A 20,068-nucleotide genomic window follows, 5' to 3' on the forward strand; every position below is an offset into this window, starting at 1 on the left:
GTTCGTCGAAGCTCTGGGCAGCACCGCGACGAAGGTGTATCGTCGGCAGCAGACGCTGAGGGGAGCGCGCCATGCCGCTGGTACGGGCACACAACATCGCCGTCTCGCTCGACGGCTTCGCGACGGGGGAGGGGCAGTCCCTCCGGACGCCGTTCGGCCACGCGGGCGTGCGCCTCATGGAGTGGTTCTTCCCGACCGCCACGTTCCAGAGTCTCTCGGGCGACCGGGAGCGGCGGCCCGTCGATACGTCGGCCGAGCCCGATGACGTCTTCGCGCGTCGTTCGTTCGAGGGCATCGGCGCCGAGATCATGGGGGCGAACAAGTTCGGCCCGCCCGGCTGGCAGGCCGACCCCGACTGGCGGGGCTGGTGGGGCGACGAGCCGCCGTTCCACTCGCCCGTGTTCGTGATGACCCGCGCGACGCGCCCGCCGATCGAGGTCGGCGAGACGACGTTCCGCTTCACCGATGCCGTGCCCGATGCCGTGCTCGCGCAGGCGTTCGAGGCCGCCGGCGGGCTCGATGTGCGCATCGGCGGTGGGCCGACCACCGTCCGGGCCTTCATGGCCGCCGGGCTCATCGACCTGCTGCATGTCGTGCAGGTGCCGATTCTGCTGGGCCGGGGCGTTTCGCTCTGGGCCGGCCTCGAAGGCTGGGAGCAGGGCTACGACGTCGAGTCGACGAGCACTCCGAGCGGCGTGACGCACCTCGTATTCTCGCGCCGCTGACCGGGTGGCGGGAGGCGCCCCGCAAGTGCGCTAGGCTGGTCGGGTTGCAATAGCCCGCCTCCGTAGCTCAGGGGATAGAGCATCAGTTTCCGGTACTGAGGGTCGGGGGTTCGAATCCCTCCGGGGGCACCGCAACACGCCCCTCCCGCCGCATGGATATGCGGCGGGAGGGGCTTTTCCATGCGGCCCTGCGGGGCGCTCCTATAGCAGCGGACCGGCGTCGCGCGCAAGGCTCTTGCCGGGGCGATCGCGCCGTCGGTACCGTGGCGCCATGGCCGAGCAGCAGCAGAACCGCGAACCCGAGACCGACCGAAGTGACGAAGAGACGATCGACGAACCCGTTATGGACGGCGCGACGGATCACAGCGATGACGATGTCGACCCGCGCAAGGGCCAGACCGACCCGGCGCTGATCCGCGACATCGAATCGGGCAAGAAGACCGCGAACCCCTACGGCTGATCGGCAGCGCGAGCACCGGGGCGCCTCTGCGGGCGGGTAGGATTGACCTTCGTGACGCCTCAAGAACTCGCTGCCGCCCTCGCCCGCATCCTCACCGACATCATCGCCGCCCGCGGCGCCGAGATCGTCGTCACCGAGCAGGATACGCAGGTGGAGCGTCCGAAGAACCGCGAGCACGGTGATTGGGCCTCGAACGCCGCGATGAAGTTCGCGAAGCGCATCGGAACGAATCCGCGCGAGCTCGCGCAGGAGATCGTCGACCGTGTCGCCGGGATCGACGGCATCGCCCGTGCCGAGATCGCCGGCCCCGGCTTCATCAACATCACGCTCGACGCTGCGAGCGCCGGCGAGACCGCCCGCCGCGTCGTCGAGCAGGGCGAGGCGTACGGCCGCAGCGACGTGCTCGCCGGCCAGAACATCAACATGGAGTTCGTGAGCGCGAACCCGACGGGACCTCTGCACATGGGTCACACCCGCTGGGCGGCGCTCGGCGATTCCATCTCACGGGTGCTCCGCGCAGCCGGGGCGACCGTCACCAACGAGTACTACATCAACGATGCGGGCTCGCAGATGAACAAGTTCGGCCGATCGGTGCTCGCCGCGGCGCTCGGCGAAGACGCCCCCGAGGACGCCTACCCGGGGGAGTACATCCAGGAGCTCGGCCGCACGGTGCTCGCTCAGCACCCGGGGCTCGTCGAGCTGGCCGCGCGCGACCGCGACGCCGCGCTCGCCGTGGTGCAGGAGGCCGCCTACCAGCAGCAGCTCGCCGAGATCAAGGACTCCCTCGAACGCTTCAACGTGCGGTTCGACGTCTACTTCTCGGAGCGCACGCTGCACGCCGCCGGTGAGAACGGGGAGCCCAGCGCCATCGAGGCGGCCGTCGATCGCCTGCGCGAGCAGGGCCACGTCTTCGAGGACGACGGCGCGATCTGGGTGCGCACCACCGATTTCGGCGATGACAAGGATCGCGTCTTCACCCGCGGCAACGGCGTGTACACCTACTTCGCCGCCGACGCCGCCTACTACCTGTCGAAGATGGATCGCGGCTTCGGCGAGAAGATCTACCTGCTCGGCGCCGACCACCACGGCTACATCGGCCGCCTGACCGCGATCGCGGGCGCGGCGGGCGATGACATCGAGACCGACATCACGGTGCTCATCGGCCAGCTCGTCAACCTCAACGGCGCCAAGCTCTCGAAGCGCGCCGGCAACATCATCGAGCTCGACGACCTGCTCGAATGGCTCGGCAGCGATGCTCTGCGCTACTCGCTGGCCCGCTTCCCGGCCGACTCGCCGCTCTCGCTCGACGGCGAGCAGGTGCGCAGCCGCACCAACGACAACCCGGTCTTCTACGTGCAGTACGCGCACGCGCGCACCTGCGCGGTCGACCGCAACGCCGCCGCCGCGGGCATCGACCGCAGCGCGTTCGCCCCCGAACTCCTGACGCACGAGACCGAGACCGAACTGCTCGGCAAACTGCAGCAGTACCCCGGTATCGTCGCGGGCGCCGCCGAACTGCGCGAGCCCCACCGCATCGCGCGCTTCCTCGAAGAACTCGCGGCCGCGTACCACCGCTGGTACGACAACTGCCGCGTGATCCCTCTCGGGGAGGAGCCGGTTACCGACCTGCACCGCACCCGCCTCTGGCTGAACGATGCGGCGGGCCAGGTACTGCGCAACGGCCTCGACCTGCTCGGCGTCTCGGCGCCCGAACGGCTGTAGCCCGACGATGCCGAAGTGGGGGAAACGGCTGCTCGCGGTCGTCATCGCCGTCGCGGTGCTCGCCGGCCTCGGCGAGGTCGCGCTGCGATTGATCGTGCCCAGCACGATCGCGACCGCCGTGCGCACGCAGCTGCAGCTCACCCCGGACCACCCCGTCGACGTCTCGCTCGGCGGCTCCGCGCTGCTCCACGCCCTCGGCGGCAGCGTCGGCGATCTGACGGTGTCGGTGCCCGACGCCCCGCTCATCGAAGGACTCGTGGCCGACGCGCGGCTCGAAGCCGGCTCCGTGCTGTTTAACCCGCTCTCGGGCGAGATACGCGATGGTTCGGTGCAGCTGACCGTCTCGCAGGATCGCCTCGGACCGATGATCGCGACGCTCACGAACGGCGTCGCCGACTCCGGCTCGGTGCGAGACGGCGCCATCACGGTCGGGCGCACCATGGAGATCTTCGGGCAGCAGGTGCCGCTCAGCGCGACCCTGCGGCTCGCCATCGTCGACGGCGGCGATGTCGAGGTGCAGCCCGAGGGGTTGAGCGCCGCCGGGCTCGACCTGAGCGCCGAGCAGCTCGTGCAGATCACGGGCTCGGCCCTCGAACCGCTGCTGCAGCCCCGCACGGTATGCGTGAAGGATCAGCTGCCGAAGGGCCTCACCCTCACCGATATCACGCTGTCGAGCACCGGATCGGCGATCGTCTCGGCCGATCTCTCGCCGCGCATCCTCTCGGACCCGGGCGAACAGGAGATGGGCGTCTGCGCAGCGGAATGAGCCCCCGATCCGTATAGACTGGTCGGGTTCGACCTGGGGCGCCGGCCCCCGTTCGCGCGGCTTCAGGGGCCAATCCGGGTCCGCTCGCCATCGGCTGCCATGAGCGGCGGACGCGTGCGCGAACACCGACCCGAGACCCGCAGGAGCATACGATGGCCGAAGACGACCCCACAGGAGCTCTCGACGCGATCGACGCCCGGGTCTTCCCCTCGACGGCGCGCCGCGGCAGCAGCTGCGGCCAGCTGAAGTTCGGCGACCTGCGCGCCACCGACCTCACCGCCGAGTACGGTTCGCCGCTGTACGTGGTCGATGAGGACGCCGCCCGGGCGCGGGCGCGCGAGGTGCGCGAGGCGCTGCAGGGGGAGGCCGCGCGCATCGGCACCGAGGCGACCGTCTACTACGCCGGCAAGGCGTTCCTGTGCGTCGAGGTGGCGCGCTGGATGGCGGAGGAGGGGCTCGCGATCGACGTCGCGAGCGGCGGCGAACTCGCCGTGGCGCTCGCTGCCGGCGTCGACCCCGCCCGCATCGGATTCCACGGCAACAACAAGTCCGTATCGGAGATCGAGCGCGCGGTCGCCGCTGGCGTCGGCACCGTCATCATCGACAGCGCGATCGAGATCGATCGGGTCGCCGCCGCGGCCGCCGCGGCCGGGACGCGCCAGCGCGTGCGCCTGCGCGTGAACAGCGGCGTGCACGCCTCCACGCACGACTTCCTCGCCACATCGCACGAGGATCAGAAGTTCGGCCAGCCGCTCTCCGCGGCGCCCGAGATGGTGCGGGCGATCGTCTCGCACGACGCCCTCGACTTCGTCGGGCTCCACTGCCACATCGGTTCGCAGATCTTCGCGACCGACGGCTTCCGCGAATCGGCACGGCGCCTGCTCGGCGTCTACGCCGAACTCGCGGAGATCACGGGCGGGCCGGTCGCCGAGCTGAACCTCGGCGGCGGCTTCGGCATCGCATACACCTCGGCGCAGGCCGAGGAGGCCCCCGACGTCGCGGATGTCGCGCGGCAGCTTGCCGACATCGTCGCCGAGAGCGTCGCCGAGTACGGCATCGACATGCCGAAGCTGGCGTTCGAACCCGGCCGCAGCATCATCGGGCAGTCGGGCGTCACGCTCTACACCGTCGGCACCACCAAAGCCGTCGAGCTCGCCGGCTCCGATGCCGGCGGCGACCCCGCCGACCTCGGATACACCGAACGCCTCTACGTGAGCGTCGACGGCGGCATGAGCGATAACGCGCGCCCCGCGCTCTACGGCGCCGACTACCAGGTGCGGCTCGCGAACCGGCGTTCGACGGCCGCTCCGGCTCTGGTGCGCGTCGTCGGCAAGCACTGCGAGTCGGGCGACATCGTCGTGCAGCGCGATCTGCTGCCGTCGGACGTGCGGCCGGGCGACACGCTCGCGGTGGCCGTGACCGGCGCGTACTGCTGGTCGCTGTCGAGCAACTACAACTACGTGCCCAGGCCGCCGGTGGTGGCGGTCTCGGGCGGCCGGTCGCGACTGATCGTTCGCGGCGAGACCGAAGAAGAACTGCTGGCCAAGAGCGTCTTCTGACCTCGACCGGCCGGTGCAGCACTCACACAATCAAGGAGAACAATTGAACGGGTACCGTGACCTTTGCGTAGCCCTGCTGGGCTCGGGCTCAGTCGGATCGCAGGTGGCCAGGCTCATGCTCGAGAACGGCGACGAGCTCGCCGCTCGAGTGGGCGCGCGCCTGACTCTGGCAGGGATCGCCGTGCGCGATATCGATGCGAAGCGCGATGCGGAGCTGCCGCAGGAGCTCTTCACGACCGACGCCGAGCGTCTCGTGCAGGGGGCCGACATCGTCATCGAGCTCATGGGCGGCATCGAGCCGGCCCGCGAGCTGATCCTGCAGTCGCTCAAGGGCGGCGCCGACGTCGTCACCGCGAACAAGGCGCTGATCGCCGCGCACGGCCCCGAGCTCGCGGAGGCCGCGGAGCAGGTCGGTGCGCAGCTCTCGTACGAGGCCGCCGTCGCCGGCGCGATCCCCATCATCCGCCCCCTCGTGTGGAGCCTCGCGGGCGACCACGTCACCCGCGTCATGGGCATCGTCAACGGATCCACCAACTACATCCTCGACCGCATGGACCGCTTCGGCGACAGCGCGGAGGATGCGATGCGCGTCGCGAGCGAGCTCGGCTTCCTCGAAGCTGACCCGACCCTCGACGTCGAGGGCTACGACGCGGCCCAGAAGGCCACCATCATCGCGAGCATCGCGTTCCACACGAACGTGCCGGTCGAGTCAGTGCACCGCGAGGGCATCACGACGGTCACCGCCGAGCAGATCGAGGCCGCCAAGCAGGCCGGCTACGTCATCAAGCTGCTCGCGATCGCGGAGCGCCTTACCGCCGCGGACGGCACCGAGGGCGTCTCAGCCCGCGTCTACCCGGCGCTGATCAGCCGCGAGCACCCGCTCGCCGCCGTCTACGGCGGCAAGAACGCCATCTTCGTCGAGGCGGAGTCGGCCGGCGAGCTCATGTTCTACGGCGCAGGCGCCGGCGGCGTCGAGACGGCCTCGGCCGTGCTCGGCGACGTCGTCTCGGCCGCCCGCCGCCACGTCGTCGGCGGCCCCGGCATCCCGGGCTCGAAGCACGCCGAACTGCCGATCCTGCCCGTCGGCGAGATCACGACCGCCTACCAGATCATGCTCGAGGTGCGCGACCGGCCCGGCGTGCTCGCGACCATCGCCGGTCTGCTCGCCGATCGCGGCGTCTCGGCCTCGAGTGTGGAGCAGTCGATCTCGCAGCAGGCCGACGGCCACGCGCGTCTCGTCATCGGCACGCACCGCGCTCGTGAGGCGGATCTCGCCGCGGTGGTCGATGCGCTGCGCGGCAGCGAGGTCGTGCAGCAGGTCACCAGCGTACTGCGCCTCGAGGGCGACGCATGAGCGGGTTCGTCCCGCGCGCGTTGCACGTGCATGTTCCGGCGACGAGCGCGAACCTCGGCCCCGGTTTCGACACGCTCGGCATCGCGCTCTCGCACGGCGACGACCTCACCGTGACGACGCGCGAGGCGCCGGGAGCGACCGTGGCCGTGACCGGCGTCGGTGCGGGCGAGGTGCCCACCGATGAGACGAACCTCGTCGTGCGTTCGGCCGCCCACGTGTTCGCTCGGCTCGGCCGCACGATGCCGGGCATCGAAGTCGTCGCAGTGAACCGGATTCCCCACGGCCGCGGAATGGGCTCGTCGGGCTCCGCCATCGTCGCGGGAGTCATGATCGCCGCGGGCCTGCTCGCGAGCGACCCCGTCGACCCGCTGGAGCTCGACGAGGAAGAGCTGCTCTCGTTCGCGACCGAGCTCGAAGGGCACCCCGATAACGTCGCGCCGGCGCTCTTCGGCGGGCTCACCATCGCCTGGACCAACGGCACCGGGCCGCGATCCAAGCGCCTCATGGTGCATCGCGGAGTGTCGCCGCTCGTGCTCGTGCCCTCGTTCACGATGTCGACCGAGCTGGCGCGCAGCCTGCAGCCGAAGAGCGTGCCGCACGAGGACGCCGTGTTCAACGTCTCGCGCTCGACACTGCTCATCGCGGCGCTCACGCAGAGCCCCGAGCTGCTGCTCGAAGCGACCGAGGATCGCCTGCACCAGAGCTACCGCGGAGACGCCATGCCGGCGACGCGCGACCTCGTGGGGGAGCTGCGGGGCGCCGGGTTCCCGGCCGTCGTCTCGGGCGCCGGGCCGTCCGTGCTCGTGCTCGCGAACGGACCGGCCGAGCGCCTCGCGGCGGCCGATTACGTGGCCGAGCATCATGCGGATTGGCAGCGATTGCTGCTCGCGGTCGACACCAGGGGTGCTACAGTGGAGGAGATCCCCGTGTAGTCTTCACGGCTGCGGCACCGATCGGAACGGCAAGCGGTTCTTGTCTCGCTCCGAATCGCGTCGAGTGGATCGTTTCCTCACCGGGCGAGTTCTCCGGTGTTCCCCAACGCACGTGAAGTGCACGACCGCGAGAGGCCGCAGCCGTTCGGGCGCGATCCTCCAACGGTCTTCACAGAGAGAGATTGTGAAGTTGAACGTAGAAGAGATGAATTCGAACGCCGAAGTCCAGGCGGAGTCCGTCGCCGCAGAGAAGCCCGTGCGCCGTCGCGCGCCGCGCCGCGCTTCCGCGGCAGCCGGTGCGCCGGCCGAGGCTGCGGTTCCCGCTGCCGAGGCTCCTGCGGCCGAGGCTCCTGCGGCCGAGGCCGCCGAGGCTCCGGCTGAGGCGCCGAAGAAGCGCGTGTCGCGCAGCCGCAAGAAGGTCGTCGATGAGGCTGCCGAGGCGCCCGCCGCCGATGCCGCCGCTGCTGAGGCCCCCGCTGCTGAGATCGCTGCCGAGGCTCCGGCCGAGGCGCCGAAGAAGCGCGTGTCGCGCAGCCGCAAGAAGGTCGCCGGCGAGGCCGCCGAGGCGCCCGCCGCCGAAACTCCCGAGGCGGCGACCGCGGCTCCCGCGGCCGAAGCTCCGGCGGAGACCGTCGCCGAAGCACCGGCTCCCGCGACGCGCAGCCGCCGCGCCTCGTCGCCCGTGCGCGACGCCTCCGAAGCCGCGAAGGCCGAGCCCGCTGCGGTCGAGAATACCGATGCGCCGGCCGCTGAGAACGGCGGAGCGGTAGCGGACAAGCCCGCCAAGGGCGAGCAGGCCGAGGCCGGCGCGAAGAACGATGGCGCCAAGAACGACGGCGCGAAGAACGATGGCGCCAAGAGCGAAGGTGCGAAGAACGACGGCGCAGATGGCGAGCGAGGCGGCCGCACGCGCGGGCGCCGCACGCGCTCGCAGAAGGCCGAGTCGGGCGACGCAGTCGAGAACACCGACGGCCAGGACGCCGCGAAGTCGCAGAGCGACGACGCGGCGAACCAGCAGGATCGCGGTTCGCGCGGCAACGGCGGCGGCGCCGCGGCCGAGAGCCCCCGCTCCAGCCGTACCCGCCAGCGCGACCGCAAGCGCCGCGGCCAGAACGACGACGTCGACCCCGAGATCACCGAGGACGACGTGCTGCTGCCGATCGCGGGCATCCTCGACGTGCTCGACAATTACGCCTTCGTGCGCACGAGCGGCTACCTGCCGGGCACGAGCGACGTCTACGTCTCGCTCGGCCAGGTCAAGAAGTACGGCATGCGCCGCGGCGACGCCGTCGTCGGCGCGATCCGCCAGCCCCGCGAGGGAGAGGGATCCGGCCGTCAGAAGTACAACGCGATCGTGCGCGTCGAGTCGGTCAACGGCCGTGCCATCGATGAGAACGAGAAGCGCGCCGACATCGCCGAGCTCACCCCGATCCACCCGCAGGATCGTCTGAGCCTCGGCCAGGGCAAGGCCGGCCTCGGCAGCGACATCGACCGCGTTGCGCCCGTGGCGCTCGGCCAGCGCGCCGTGCTGTCGGTGCCCGCGACCATCCCGGCAGAACGCATCCTCGCCGGCTTCGCCGACGCCGTCAGCGCCGCGAAGCCCGACGCGCACTTGATGCTCGTGCTCACCGAGACCCGCCCCGAAGACGTCACCGAGCTCGAGCGCACCGTGCGCGGCGAAGTCATCACCGCGACCTTCGAGCGCACCGCCGAAGATCAGAGCACCATCGCAGAGCTCGCGGTCGACCGTGCGCGCCGTCTCGTCGAGCTCGGCCACGACGTCGTCGTGCTGCTCGACTCGTTGAACGACTTCGCCCACGCGACCGTGCAGGCGCAGCAGGGCGGTCGCACGTCGACCGAGACCGCGCAGGCCCACGCCATCGCCCAGGTGAAGCGACTGGTCGGCGCGGCGCGCAACATCGAGAACGGCGGCTCGCTCACGCTCGTCGCCACCGCCCGCACCAAGACCGGCGATGCCTTCGACAAGGCCCTGCTGAAGGCCGTCGCGCCCGTCGCGAACACCTTCGTGAAGGTCGCCGGCAGCCGTTTCGCGCCCGAGATCGTCGAGGACGCTTCGTACACGCTCGGCTCGTTGAAGTAGATCGTGCAGGCTCGTGCGGGCGGCCGACGGCCCCCGCACGAGCACCCCAGCCGACCCGCGGTACGGCGGGCGATCGAAGACTCACGGAGAGAAGATGTTCGAACAGGTCGCAGGTCTGCTGCGCGAGCACGGCGAGCTGCAGGAGCAGCTCGCGGATCCCGCGCTCCACGCCGATGCCGCGCGCGCGAAGAAGGTCAACCGGCGCTATGCGGAGCTGAGCAAGATCAAAGCCGCGCACGAGCACTGGATGCAGCTCGGCGACGATCTCGAGGCCGCTCGTGAGCTCGCGAAGGAGGACGAGGCGTTCGCCGAGGAGGTCCCGGGCCTCGAGGCCTCGCTGGCGGAGGCGCAGGAGAAGGTGCGACGTCTGCTGATCCCGCGCGACCCCGACGACGCCCGTGACGTCATCCTCGAGATCAAGGGCGGTGAGGGCGGTGCCGAGTCGGCCCTGTTCGGCGCTGACCTGCTGCGCATGTATATGCACTATGCGGAATCCAAGGGCTGGAAGACCGAGATGCTCGAGAAGGACGAGAGCGACCTCGGCGGTTACAAGAACGTGCAGATCGCGATCAAGTCGAACGCCGCCGACCCGTCGCAGGGCGTCTGGGCGCATCTCAAGTACGAGGGCGGCGTGCACCGCGTGCAGCGCGTCCCCGTCACCGAGTCGCAGGGCCGCATCCACACCTCCACGACCGGCGTGCTCGTCTACCCCGAGGTCGACGAGCCCGAAGAGGTCGAGATCAGCCAGAACGACCTCAAGATCGACGTCTACCGTTCGAGCGGCCCCGGCGGGCAGTCGGTGAACACGACCGACTCGGCCGTGCGCATCACCCACGTGCCGACGGGCATCGTGGTCGCGATGCAGAACGAGAAGTCCCAGCTGCAGAATCGCGAGGCCGGCATGCGCGTGCTGCGCGCGCGCCTGCTCGCACGTCAGCAGGAAGAGGCGGCCGCCGAGGCGAGCGCGCACCGCTCCAGCCAGATCCGCACCATGGATCGTTCGGAGCGCATCCGCACCTACAACTTCCCGGAGAACCGCATCGCCGACCACCGCACGGGGTACAAGGCCTACAACCTCGACCACGTGATGAACGGAGCGCTCGACCCGGTCATCGAGTCGTGCATCCGCATGGACGAAGAGGACCGTCTGAAATCGCTCGGCCAGTAGCCGACGAACCTCCCGGCCGCATCCCGCGCGGCCGGCGGTTCCGGCAGACAATGGGGCGCAGATCGGGGTCCTCGTGCGCGTGAACGCCCAGATCGCGACCCTTTGTCGTTGGAATGCGCGTCTCGCTAGCATGGAGCCATGCGCTCCGTGAAACCGTTCCTCCCCTGGATGGTATGGGGCGTCGCGACGTTCTCCTACGGCATCGCCGTCGTGAACCGCGCATCGCTCGCAGCCCTCGGGCCCGCGGCGCAGGAGCACTTCGGCATCGATGCGACGACGCTGTCGATCTTCGTCATGATCCAGCTCGCCGTATACGCGGGGATGCAGATCCCGGTGGGCATGCTGCTCGACCGCATCGGCTCGAGCCGCATGATCCTCTCGGGCATGCTGCTCATGGTCGTGGGGCAGACGCTGATGGCGACGGTCTCGGACGTGCGCCTCGCGATTCTCGCCCGCGTGCTCGTCGGAGCCGGCGACGCCTGCACCTTCACGAGTCTCATGCGCATGCTCCCGGACTGGTTCTCGGTACGCCAGCTGCCGGTGGTGAGCCAGCTCACGGGCCTCATCGGGCAGGCGGGCCAGCTCGTCTCGATCACGCCGCTCGCGTTCGTGGTGTCGTCGTTCGGCTGGGCGAGCGGGTTCCTCGGCATCGCGGGCATCGGCCTGCTCGTGGGCATCCTCGGAGCCCTCGTGCTGCGCGACCGTCCCGGCGTCGGCACGGTGGCGGAGACGCTGACCGGGCGTCTGGGCCGCATCAGCCGCGAGGCGCGATCCCTGGGCGCCGATGAGCCCACCGGCGCATTCATGCGCCCGCCCGCCACCGAGATGCTGCCGGTCATCGCGGATTCGCGCGTGCCGGGTCTGAGTATCTGGACCCGCGGGCGACGGCTGCTGTCGATTCCCGGGACGCGGCTCGCGTACTGGATGCACTTCACCTCGCCGTTCGCGCTGACGGTGTTCGTGCTGCTGTGGGGCACTCCGTTCCTCACCGGCGGCATCGGGCTCAGCACCGAGCAGGCGAGCGGCCTGCTCAACCTCGTCATCGTCTCGTCGATGGCGGCCGGTCTGCTGCTCGGCCCGCTGAGCTCGCGGTTCGTGGAGCGGCGCGTCACGCTCTACCTGGTGATCACGTTCACGATCATCGCACTCTGGGTCGCCGTCATCGTCTGGCCGACCACGCCGCCGCTGTGGCTGATCATCGTGCTCGTCGTCGCGATGCCGTTCGGCGGGCCGGCCTCGATGATCGCGTTCGAAGTGGCGAGGTCGCATACGCCGCGCAGCTTCTCGGGCTTCAGCACCGGGCTCGTGAACACCGGCGGCTTCACCTCGGCGCTGTGCGTCGTGCTGCTCATCGGCCTCGTGCTCGATCTGCAGGGCGCCGGGTCGCCCGAGCACTACTCGCTGCGGGCGTTCCAGACCGCGTTCGCCGTGCAGATCCCGTTCTGGGCGCTGGGCGTCACCATGATCCTGATCGAACGGGTGCGCACGAAGCGATGGATGGAGCTGCACGGGCGCCGACTGCGCTGAGCACCGCCCGGCAGGGATCGCCTCAGATCACGTAGAAGTCGGCGGTGTCGGGCTTCTCGGCCACCGGGGCGCCGCGCCGGGGACGTGCCTGCGCCGGAATGCCGGTGAGCGTCGTCCACGGGCCCGCCGAGCGCACCACGACGGCGTTCGAGCCGACCGCGCAGTCGTCTCCGAGCTCGATGTCGCCGAGCAGCTTCGCACCGGCACCGACGACCACGCGGTCGCCGATGGTCGGGTGGCGTTTGCCGCGCCCGTGGCCCGTGCCGCCGAGCGTGACCCCGTGATAGATCAGCACGTCGTCGCCGACGACGGCGGTCTCGCCGATGACGACGCCCATGCCGTGGTCGATGAAGAGGCGCCGGCCGATGGTCGCGCCGGGGTGGATCTCGATGCCTGTGAAGAAGCGGATCGCCTGGGAGATCGCGCGGGGCAGGAAGCGGCGGCCGCGCAGCCACAGGGCGTGCGAGAGATGGTGCCACCACACCGCGTGCAGACCCGAATAGATGAAGAAGATCGAGATCGAGCTGCGCGCCGCCGGGTCGGACGCCTTCGCGGCGCCGATGTCTTCACGGATACGGCTGAAGAGGCTCACGGTGCTCCGATTCTCGGTCGATTCTCTGAGGGGGTATCTGCGCCAACGCGGGGCCCGTCCGGAACATTCCGGACGGGCCCCGCGCAGTACGGCGGTGCGGGCGGATCAGACCTCGAGATCCGCGAAGAGCACGGTCGAGAAGTAGCGTTCGCCCGAGTCGGGCAGCACGACGACGATCTTCTTGCCGGCGTTCTCGGGGCGCTTGGCGACTTCGAGCGCCGCCCAGGCGGCGGCACCGCCCGAGATTCCGGCGAGGATGCCCTCTTCGGTGGCGAGCGAACGCGCGACGCGGATCGAATCCTCGACGGTCGCGGTCAGCACCTCGTCGTACACGCCCTGGTCGAGGATCTCGGGGATGAAGTTCGCGCCGAGTCCCTGGATCTTATGGGGGCCGGCCTTGCCCTCGGTGAGCAGCGGGGCGTCGCGCGGCTCGACGGCGACGACCTTGACCTCGGGGTTCTGCGACTTCAGGTAGCTGCCGGCGCCGGTGATGGTGCCGCCGGTGCCGATGCCGGCGACGAAGATGTCGACCGCGCCGTCGGTGTCGTTCCAGATCTCGGGGCCGGTCGTGGCGCGGTGGATCTCGGCGTTCGCCTCGTTGCCGAACTGGTTCGCGAGGATGGCGCCCGGAGTCTCGGCGACGAGCTCCTGGGCCTTCTCGACCGCGAGCTTCATGCCGCCCGCGGGGTCCGTCAGCACGATCTCGGCGCCGTAGGCCTTCAGGAACTTGCGGCGCTCGATGCTCATGCTCTCGGGCATCGTGAGGATGACCCGGTAGCCGCGAGCGGCGCCGACGAATGCGAGGGCGATGCCGGTGTTGCCGCTGGTGCCCTCGATGATGGTGCCGCCGGGCTTCAGCGCCCCGGACTTCTCGGCGGCATCGATGATCGCGATGCCGATGCGATCCTTCACGCTGCCCGCCGGGTTGAAGCTCTCGATCTTCGCGTAGACCTCGGCGCCGGCGCCTTCCGTCACACGATTCAGGCGCACCAGCGGGGTGCCACCGAACGTCTGGGTGATGTTCTCGTAAGTCCGTGCCATTTCCTTCAATCCTTCAATCCAGTTCAGGGCCACTGAAAACTATACCGTCCGCTTATCCCACAATTCACTGCCGATTATGAAATGAGTCGTTGCATGACAGTGCCGGCAGCGCGGAGCACGACGCGCAGGGTCGGTATGGTGGGTGGGTGAGTGACGACAAGAACGCCGCGACGACGGTCGCGGCCGCCCTGCGCGAACTGGCCGCGCGCCTCGCCGAGGCGGGTATCGAGGACCCGATGGTCGACGCCGAACTGCTCATCGGCCACGTGCTCGGGGAGACCCGCGGCCGGGTGCAGGCCCTCGCATTCATGGGCGGCGCGCTCGACTCCGGGCAGTTCGACGCTCTGGGCGAACTCGCCGACGAACGGGCGCGGCGGGTGCCGTTGCAGCACCTGACCGGGCGCGCGCCGTTCCGTGCGATCGACCTCTCGGTCGGGCCCGGCGTCTTCGTGCCGAGGCCCGAGACCGAGACCGTGGTGCAGATCGCCATCGACGCGCTGCGGGCGGTCCCGACGCCCGAGCTGATCGCGATCGATCTCTGCACCGGCAGCGGCGCCATCGCGCTCTCGCTCGCGCACGAGGTGCCCACGGCGCGCGTGTTCGCCGTGGAGAAGAGCGTCGAGGCCCACGCCTGGGCCGAGCGCAACGTCGCCGAGTGGGGTGACGGCCGCGTCGAACTGCTGCTCGGAGACGTCGCCGAGCTCGACACCTCGGCGCGCGCGGTCGCGGCCCGGGGCGCGGCCGGGCGGGGCGGGCTCGCCGCAGCGCTCGAGGGCCTCGAGGGGCGCGTGCAGGTGCTCGTCTCGAACCCCCCGTACGTGCCGAGCGGCATGGTGCCCCGCGACCCCGAGGTGCGCGATCACGACCCGGAACTCGCGCTCTACAGCGGCGAGGACGGCCTCGAGCTCATCCGGACGATCAGCCGCATCGGGCGCCGTTTCCTCGTGCCGGGGGCGCCGATCGTGCTCGAGCACGCCGAGCACCAGGGGGAAGCGATCCGCGGGATCCTCGCGCGCGACGGCTGGAGCGCTCCGGCGACGCACCCCGACCTCACGGGCAGGGATCGCGCGACGACCGCCATCGCGTAGGGGACTCCTCAGCCGACGGCCGAGTAGACTGGTGCGTCATGGCCGATGTCTACGACTGCTCCGATCCCTCGCAGCTCCTGAGCGGCATGCGCACCGCGCGGCACGCGATCGGGCGGGGAGAGCTCGTCGTGCTGCCGACCGACACCGTCTACGGGGTCGGGGGAGACGCATTCGACCCGACCGCCGTGCAGCGGCTGCTCGACGCGAAGGGGCGCACGCGTCAGTCTCCGCCGCCCGTGCTCATCCCGAACATCGCGACGCTGTCGGCGCTCGCCGCCGACGTCCCGACGCCGGTGCGCGCGCTCGCCGAGGCGTGCTGGCCCGGCGGTCTCACGATCGTCGCGCGCGCGAACCCGTCGCTGAGCTGGGACCTCGGCGAGACCGGCGGCACGGTCGCGCTGCGCATCCCCGACCACGGTATCGCGCTCGAGATACTGCAGGAGACCGGGCCGCTCGCCGTGAGCTCGGCCAACCTCACCGGGCAGCCGGCCGCGCGCACCGCGGCCGAGGCCGAGGCGATGCTCCACGACTCCGTCTCGGTGTACCTCGAGGCCGGCCCGGTCTCGGGCGACGGCACGCCGTCGACCATCGTCGATGTCACCCGGGTGACCGAGGACGGGGGAGAGCTGCGGGTCCTCCGCGCGGGCGCCGTGCCCCGCGAGACCATCGCCGCGCTGATGCCGCAGGTGGCGATCGAGGACTGACGTGATCGGCTACCTGGTGCTCGCGGCGGTCGCCGCGGTGGTGACGGCTGCGGCGTCGTACGGCGTGCTGCGGCTGAGCCGGCGCTACCGTCTCGCCCCCGAGGTGCGTGCGCGCGATGTGCACCGCACGCCGACGCCCCGGCTCGGCGGCGTGGCGATGTTCGTCGGCATACTCGCGGCCTTCGGCGCCGCCATGCTGCGCCCGGAGTTCGCGGCCTTCTTCCGGGAGGGGCCGGAGATGTGGGCGCTCATCGGCGCCTGCGCCATCATCGCCCTGATCGGCGTGCTCGACGACCTGCTCGACCTCGACTGGATGATCAAGCTCGCGGCCCAGCTCGCCGCCGCCGGCCTCCTCGCCTGGAACGGTCTGCAGATCGTCTCGCTGCCGATCGGCAACACCCTCATCATCGGCTCGCCCGCAGTGAACTTCGTGATCACCGTGTTCCTCATGACGCTCGTGATGAACGCCGTGAACTTCGTGGACGGGCTCGACGGCCTCGTCGCCGGCGTCGCGATCATCGCCAACGCCGCCTTCTTCGCCTACACGCGCATCCTGAACGACCGCATCGGCCACGTCGACTCCGTCGAGATCGCGAGCCTCATCGCCATCGTCGTCGTCGGCATCTGCGTCGGCTTCATCCCCTTCAACTGGCATCGCGCGAAAATGTTCATGGGCGACACCGGCGCGCTGCTGGTCGGTCTGCTCATGGCCACCTCCACCGTCTCGGTGACCGGTCAGCTGAACCCCGCGGCGCTCGACCAGAAGCTCGTCCTCGCGAGCTACATCCCCATCATTCTGCCGGTCGCGGTGCTCGCCCTGCCCCTCGCCGACTTCATGCTCGCCGTCGTGCGCCGCATCAGGGCCGGGAAGAGCCCGTTCACGGCCGACCGCCAGCATCTGCACCACCGCCTGCTCGATCGGGGCCATTCGCCGCTGCAGGCCGTGCTGATCTTCTACCTCGGTACCGCCGTGCTCTCGCTCGCCGTGCTGCTCGTCTTCACGCTGCAGAGCTTCGTGCTGCCCTCGGTCGTGCTCGTGATCGGCGGGCTGCTGTGCATCCTGCTGCTGCTGTTCCCGATGAGCCGGCTGCGTGCGGCGGCCGCACAGCGCGGCTTGCTACGGTGGGTGCCGCGGGCCGAGCAGAAGCCCGACCAGACCTCCCTCGCCGATGCCGCGGATCGAACCGGCGGCGCGGCGCACGAAAGGACCCCCGAGTGAGCGACTCCGTCACGCCCGAAGCCGAGGGCGCCGCGAAGCCCCAGATGCCGACGTCCCAGCCCGTGCTGCTGCGCGCGATGAAGTGGGGGATCGTCGTCACCGTCGTGATGGTGCTCGCGTTCGCGCTCATCGGCTGGGCGGTCGCGGGTTCGCCCGGACTCGTCGGCGGCGTGATCGGCAGCGCGTTCGGCGGGTTCTTCCTCCTGCTCACCATCGGCAGCATCGCCTTCGCGAACCGCTTCATCGATTCGCCGAACTACCTCGGCCTCTTCTTCGGCATCGTGCTCGGGGGATGGGTGCTGAAGTTCGTCATCTTCATCGTGGTCTCGCTGCTGCTGCGCGATCAGCCCTGGCTCGACCCGGTGATCCTCTTCATCGGAATCGTGGCTTCCGTGCTGGTGTCTTTGGCGATCGATTCGGTGATCGTCGCGAAATCGCGCATTCCGGTGGTCGGGGGAGTCTGATTTTCGCGCTCCACGGTTTCACCCTGGGCTGAATATTTGTTAGGATGATGGTGTTCCCTGCGTGGCCGCGCTATGCGTGTGTGCCGATAAGTGTCGGGGGCACGACCATCGTTCGCCGCTGGCGAGGCCATTCACGTCTCGCCCCGAATCAGGAGAATGGCGCTGTTCGCTAACGCTGTGCAATTCGTGACCCCCAGTCTGTTCGTCGCAGAAGAGGGCGGTTTCCATCCGCCGTCGATCGCAGACTTCTTCCCGGACGTCGTGCTCTTCGCCGACACCCCGTTCGCCATGAACCGCATCATGATCATCCGCGTGATCATGATGGCCGTCCTCCTGCTCCTCTTTTGGCTCGGGACCCGCAACATGAAGGTCGTACCGACCCGCGGCCAGTCGCTGACCGAGATGGCGCTCGACTTCGTGCGCGTCAACATCGCGGAGGATCTGCTCGGCAAGGTCGACGGACGTCGTTTCCTCCCGATCCTGTGCGGCATCTTCTTCACGATCCTCGCGTTCAACATCACGGGCATCATCCCCGGCTTCAACATCGGCGTATCGGCCGTGATCGGCCTGCCGCTCGTGCTCGCCGTCGTCTCGTACGTCACGTTCATCTACGCCGGCATCAAGAAGAGCCCGAAGAACTTCTTCAAGAACTCGCTCTTCCCGGCCGGCGTACCGCTGCCGCTCTACATCATCGTGACGCCGATCGAGTTCTTCTCGACCTTCGTATTGCGCCCGGTGACGCTGACGCTGCGTCTGCTGATGAACCTCCTCGTCGGCCACCTCCTCCTGGTGCTGTTCTTCAGCGCCACCAACTTCTTCCTCCTCGAGGGCGAGGGGCTGTTCAAGCTCTTCGGCGTCGGCACCTTCGTCGTCGGCTTCGCGTTCACCCTCTTCGAGATCCTGGTCGCGTTCCTCCAGGCCTACATCTTCACCATTCTCACCGGCGTCTACATCCAGCTCGCGCTGGCTGAAGAGCACTAAAACCATTACCGGGTTCGGCAACCGCCGCGCTCACCCCACGGAAGGAAACACATACTGTGTCTGTTCTCGCTGAAATCTCGGGCAGCATCTCGACCGTCGGCTACGGCCTCGCAGCGATCGGCCCGGCCATCGGCCTCGGCATCGTCGTCGGCAAGACCATCGAGGGCGTCGCTCGTCAGCCCGAGCTCGCCGGCCGCCTCCAGGTCCTGATGTGGATCGGTATCGCATTCACCGAGGCGCTCGCCCTCATCGGTATCGCCACGCACTTCATCTTCCAGGCCTAAACCGCTCACCTCTCCTAGTCTCGAAAGGGAGGCTCGATGATTAACGCAGTGATTGCAGCTGCTGAGGAAGGCGCGACGAGGAATCCGCTGATCCCCGAGGTCTACGACATCGTCTGGTCCGGGGTCGTCTTCTTCATCATCCTCGTGGCGTTCTGGAAGGTCTTCCTTCCGAAGCTGCAGGCGATGCTCGACGCGCGCGCCGAGGCGATCGAAGGCAACATCGCCAAGGCCGACGAGGCTCAGGCGAAGGCCGAGGCCGCGCTGCAGGAGTACACCGCGCAGCTCGCGAGCGCTCGCGAGGAAGCCGGGGAGATCCGCGAGTCGGCCCGCCTCGATGCCACCAAGATCGTGGCGAAGGCCAAGGACGATGCGGTCGTCGAGGCGAACCGCGTCACGCAGGCCGCTCAGGCTCAGATCGAGGCGGAGCGCCAGAGCGCCGTCGTCTCGCTGCGCAAGGATGTCGGCTCGCTCGCGATCGACCTCGCTTCGGGCGTCGTCGGCGAATCGCTCAGCGACGACCAGCGCGCTTCGGCCCTGGTCGACCGCTTCCTCGCCGACCTCGAAGCCTCCGAGAAGGCGGCCCAGTAATGGGAAGCGCGTCACGCGAAGCGCTGGCGGAGGTGCGCGGTACCCTGCGCGCCGGCCAGTCGGAAGCCACCGGCCCCGAACTGCTGCAGGCCGCCGACCAGATCGGCACCAACGCCGCTCTGGCGTCGGTGCTCGGCGATGCGACCGCAGAGGCTTCGGGCAAGACCCAGGTCGTCTCGCGCCTCTTCGGCGGACTCACCGATGACGCGCGTGCCGTGCTGACCGCCGCCGCTGCCGCTCGTTGGTCGAACTCGGCCGAGTTCGTCGAGGGCGTCGAAGAGCTCGGCATCCGCGCCGCGGCCCTGAGCGAGCCGTCGCTCGCGGACGAGCTGCTCGCCGTCGCCGATCTGATCGATCGCGACCACGAGCTCGAGCTCGGACTGGGCAGCAAGCTGATCGGGGCCGAGGGCAAGCTCTCCCTCGTGAGCGGCCTGCTCTCGGGCAAGGTCTCGGACGTCGCGCTCGCGGTCGTCCGCCAGCTCGTCGCGAACCCCCAGGGTCGTCGTCTCAACACCGCGCTCCGTAGTTCGGCCCGCATCGCGGCCGACCAGGGCGGATCCGAGCTCGCCACCGTGACCGTTGCTACGCCGTTGAACGCGCAGCAGCAGCAGCGTCTGGCGACCGCGCTCGAGCGCACCGTCGGCCGCCCGGTCAAGGTGACCACCATCGTCGACCCCGAGCTGATCGGCGGCATCCGCGTGCAGATCGCGGATGACGTGATCGACGGCAGCGTCCGCGCCCGCTTGGACGACCTCCGCCAGCAGCTCGCTGCATAGGGCACAACTTTTCATTC

The 20,068-nt window shown here is 69.6% G+C and carries 20 protein-coding genes and 1 tRNA gene; 19 read left to right on the forward strand and 2 right to left on the reverse strand.

Annotation, left to right across the window (positions count from 1 at the left end; translation table 11 throughout):
* Positions 1 to 71: 71 nt before the first annotated feature.
* The 11 genes from NHL51_RS06210 to NHL51_RS06260 all read left to right on the forward strand — a co-directional run bounded on the left by NHL51_RS06210 (position 72) and on the right by NHL51_RS06260 (position 12,314).
* Complete coding sequence (locus tag NHL51_RS06210; RefSeq protein WP_434142490.1) at positions 72 to 725, forward strand: dihydrofolate reductase family protein; 654 nt, start codon at positions 72 to 74, stop codon at positions 723 to 725.
* A 56-nt stretch (positions 726 to 781) separates the two neighbouring features.
* Positions 782 to 854: transfer RNA gene (locus NHL51_RS06215), tRNA-Arg, on the forward strand.
* Between the two features lie 142 nt (positions 855 to 996).
* Positions 997 to 1,185, forward strand: coding sequence for a hypothetical protein (locus tag NHL51_RS06220; RefSeq protein ID WP_434142491.1), 189 nt, complete (start codon positions 997 to 999; stop codon positions 1,183 to 1,185).
* A gap of 51 nt (positions 1,186 to 1,236) precedes the next feature.
* Positions 1,237 to 2,907, forward strand: a complete 1,671-nt coding sequence (argS, locus tag NHL51_RS06225) for an arginine--tRNA ligase (protein WP_434142492.1) — start codon at positions 1,237 to 1,239, stop codon at positions 2,905 to 2,907.
* A 7-nt stretch (positions 2,908 to 2,914) separates the two neighbouring features.
* Positions 2,915 to 3,673 carry an LmeA family phospholipid-binding protein gene (locus NHL51_RS06230; protein WP_434142493.1) on the forward strand — a complete coding sequence of 253 codons (759 nt, stop codon included), beginning with the start codon at positions 2,915 to 2,917 and terminating at the stop codon, positions 3,671 to 3,673.
* A 152-nt stretch (positions 3,674 to 3,825) separates the two neighbouring features.
* Complete coding sequence (gene lysA / locus NHL51_RS06235) at positions 3,826 to 5,232, forward strand: diaminopimelate decarboxylase (RefSeq protein WP_434142494.1); 1,407 nt, start codon at positions 3,826 to 3,828, stop codon at positions 5,230 to 5,232.
* 43 nt (positions 5,233 to 5,275) lie between these two features.
* Positions 5,276 to 6,586 carry a homoserine dehydrogenase gene (locus NHL51_RS06240; RefSeq protein WP_434142495.1) on the forward strand — a complete coding sequence of 437 codons (1,311 nt, stop codon included), beginning with the start codon at positions 5,276 to 5,278 and terminating at the stop codon, positions 6,584 to 6,586.
* Positions 6,583 to 7,518, forward strand: coding sequence for a homoserine kinase (thrB, locus tag NHL51_RS06245; RefSeq protein WP_434142496.1), 936 nt, complete (start codon positions 6,583 to 6,585; stop codon positions 7,516 to 7,518). The genes NHL51_RS06240 and thrB overlap by 4 nt, the downstream gene beginning before the upstream one ends.
* A 184-nt stretch (positions 7,519 to 7,702) precedes the next feature.
* Positions 7,703 to 9,619 (forward strand): hypothetical protein, encoded by a 1,917-nt coding sequence (locus NHL51_RS06250; protein ID WP_434142497.1) that lies wholly within the window; start codon positions 7,703 to 7,705, stop codon positions 9,617 to 9,619.
* Between the two features lie 94 nt (positions 9,620 to 9,713).
* Positions 9,714 to 10,787, forward strand: a complete 1,074-nt coding sequence (gene prfA, locus NHL51_RS06255) for a peptide chain release factor 1 (RefSeq protein WP_434142498.1) — start codon at positions 9,714 to 9,716, stop codon at positions 10,785 to 10,787.
* A 138-nt stretch (positions 10,788 to 10,925) separates the two neighbouring features.
* On the forward strand, positions 10,926 to 12,314 hold the full coding sequence (locus NHL51_RS06260) for an MFS transporter (RefSeq protein WP_434142500.1): 1,389 nt from the start codon (positions 10,926 to 10,928) through the stop codon (positions 12,312 to 12,314).
* Positions 12,315 to 12,336: 22 nt separating this feature from the next.
* Here NHL51_RS06260 and cysE read toward each other — a convergent pair whose 3' ends face one another.
* Together cysE and cysK are read right to left on the reverse strand one after the other, a co-directional pair.
* On the reverse strand, positions 12,337 to 12,906 hold the full coding sequence (gene cysE / locus NHL51_RS06265) for a serine O-acetyltransferase (protein WP_434142501.1): 570 nt from the start codon (positions 12,904 to 12,906) through the stop codon (positions 12,337 to 12,339).
* A gap of 105 nt (positions 12,907 to 13,011) precedes the next feature.
* Positions 13,012 to 13,947, reverse strand: a complete 936-nt coding sequence (cysK, locus tag NHL51_RS06270; RefSeq protein WP_434142502.1) for a cysteine synthase A — start codon at positions 13,945 to 13,947, stop codon at positions 13,012 to 13,014.
* A 146-nt stretch (positions 13,948 to 14,093) separates the two neighbouring features.
* Between cysK and prmC the strand changes: the two genes are divergently transcribed.
* From prmC to NHL51_RS06310, 8 genes are all read left to right on the forward strand, one after another.
* Entirely contained in the window at positions 14,094 to 15,035 is a 942-nt protein-coding gene (gene prmC, locus NHL51_RS06275; RefSeq protein WP_434142504.1) for a peptide chain release factor N(5)-glutamine methyltransferase, read from the forward strand.
* 38 nt (positions 15,036 to 15,073) lie between these two features.
* Entirely contained in the window at positions 15,074 to 15,739 is a 666-nt protein-coding gene (locus NHL51_RS06280; RefSeq protein ID WP_434142505.1) for an L-threonylcarbamoyladenylate synthase, read from the forward strand.
* Between the two features lies 1 nt (position 15,740).
* Positions 15,741 to 16,958, forward strand: coding sequence for an MraY family glycosyltransferase (locus NHL51_RS06285; protein WP_434142506.1), 1,218 nt, complete (start codon positions 15,741 to 15,743; stop codon positions 16,956 to 16,958).
* The gene (locus NHL51_RS06290; RefSeq protein ID WP_434142508.1) at positions 16,955 to 17,422 is read left to right on the forward strand and encodes a 3-oxoacyl-ACP reductase; all 468 of its coding nucleotides are present in this window, start codon (positions 16,955 to 16,957) and stop codon (positions 17,420 to 17,422) included. The genes NHL51_RS06285 and NHL51_RS06290 overlap by 4 nt, the downstream gene beginning before the upstream one ends.
* 156 nt (positions 17,423 to 17,578) lie before the next feature.
* Entirely contained in the window at positions 17,579 to 18,403 is an 825-nt protein-coding gene (gene atpB, locus NHL51_RS06295; protein WP_434142509.1) for a F0F1 ATP synthase subunit A, read from the forward strand.
* Between the two features lie 56 nt (positions 18,404 to 18,459).
* Entirely contained in the window at positions 18,460 to 18,687 is a 228-nt protein-coding gene (gene atpE, locus NHL51_RS06300; protein ID WP_434142511.1) for an ATP synthase F0 subunit C, read from the forward strand.
* 36 nt (positions 18,688 to 18,723) lie between these two features.
* A complete protein-coding gene (locus tag NHL51_RS06305) occupies positions 18,724 to 19,275 on the forward strand; it encodes a F0F1 ATP synthase subunit B (protein ID WP_434142512.1) in 552 nt (183 codons plus the stop codon).
* Positions 19,275 to 20,051, forward strand: a complete 777-nt coding sequence (locus NHL51_RS06310; protein ID WP_434142513.1) for a F0F1 ATP synthase subunit delta — start codon at positions 19,275 to 19,277, stop codon at positions 20,049 to 20,051. Before NHL51_RS06305 ends, NHL51_RS06310 begins: the two co-directional genes overlap by 1 nt.
* The last annotated feature ends 17 nt before the right edge of the window (positions 20,052 to 20,068 follow it).

The organism is Leucobacter sp. gxy201 (assembly GCF_051043335.1).
GTDB lineage: Bacteria > Actinomycetota > Actinomycetes > Actinomycetales > Microbacteriaceae > Leucobacter.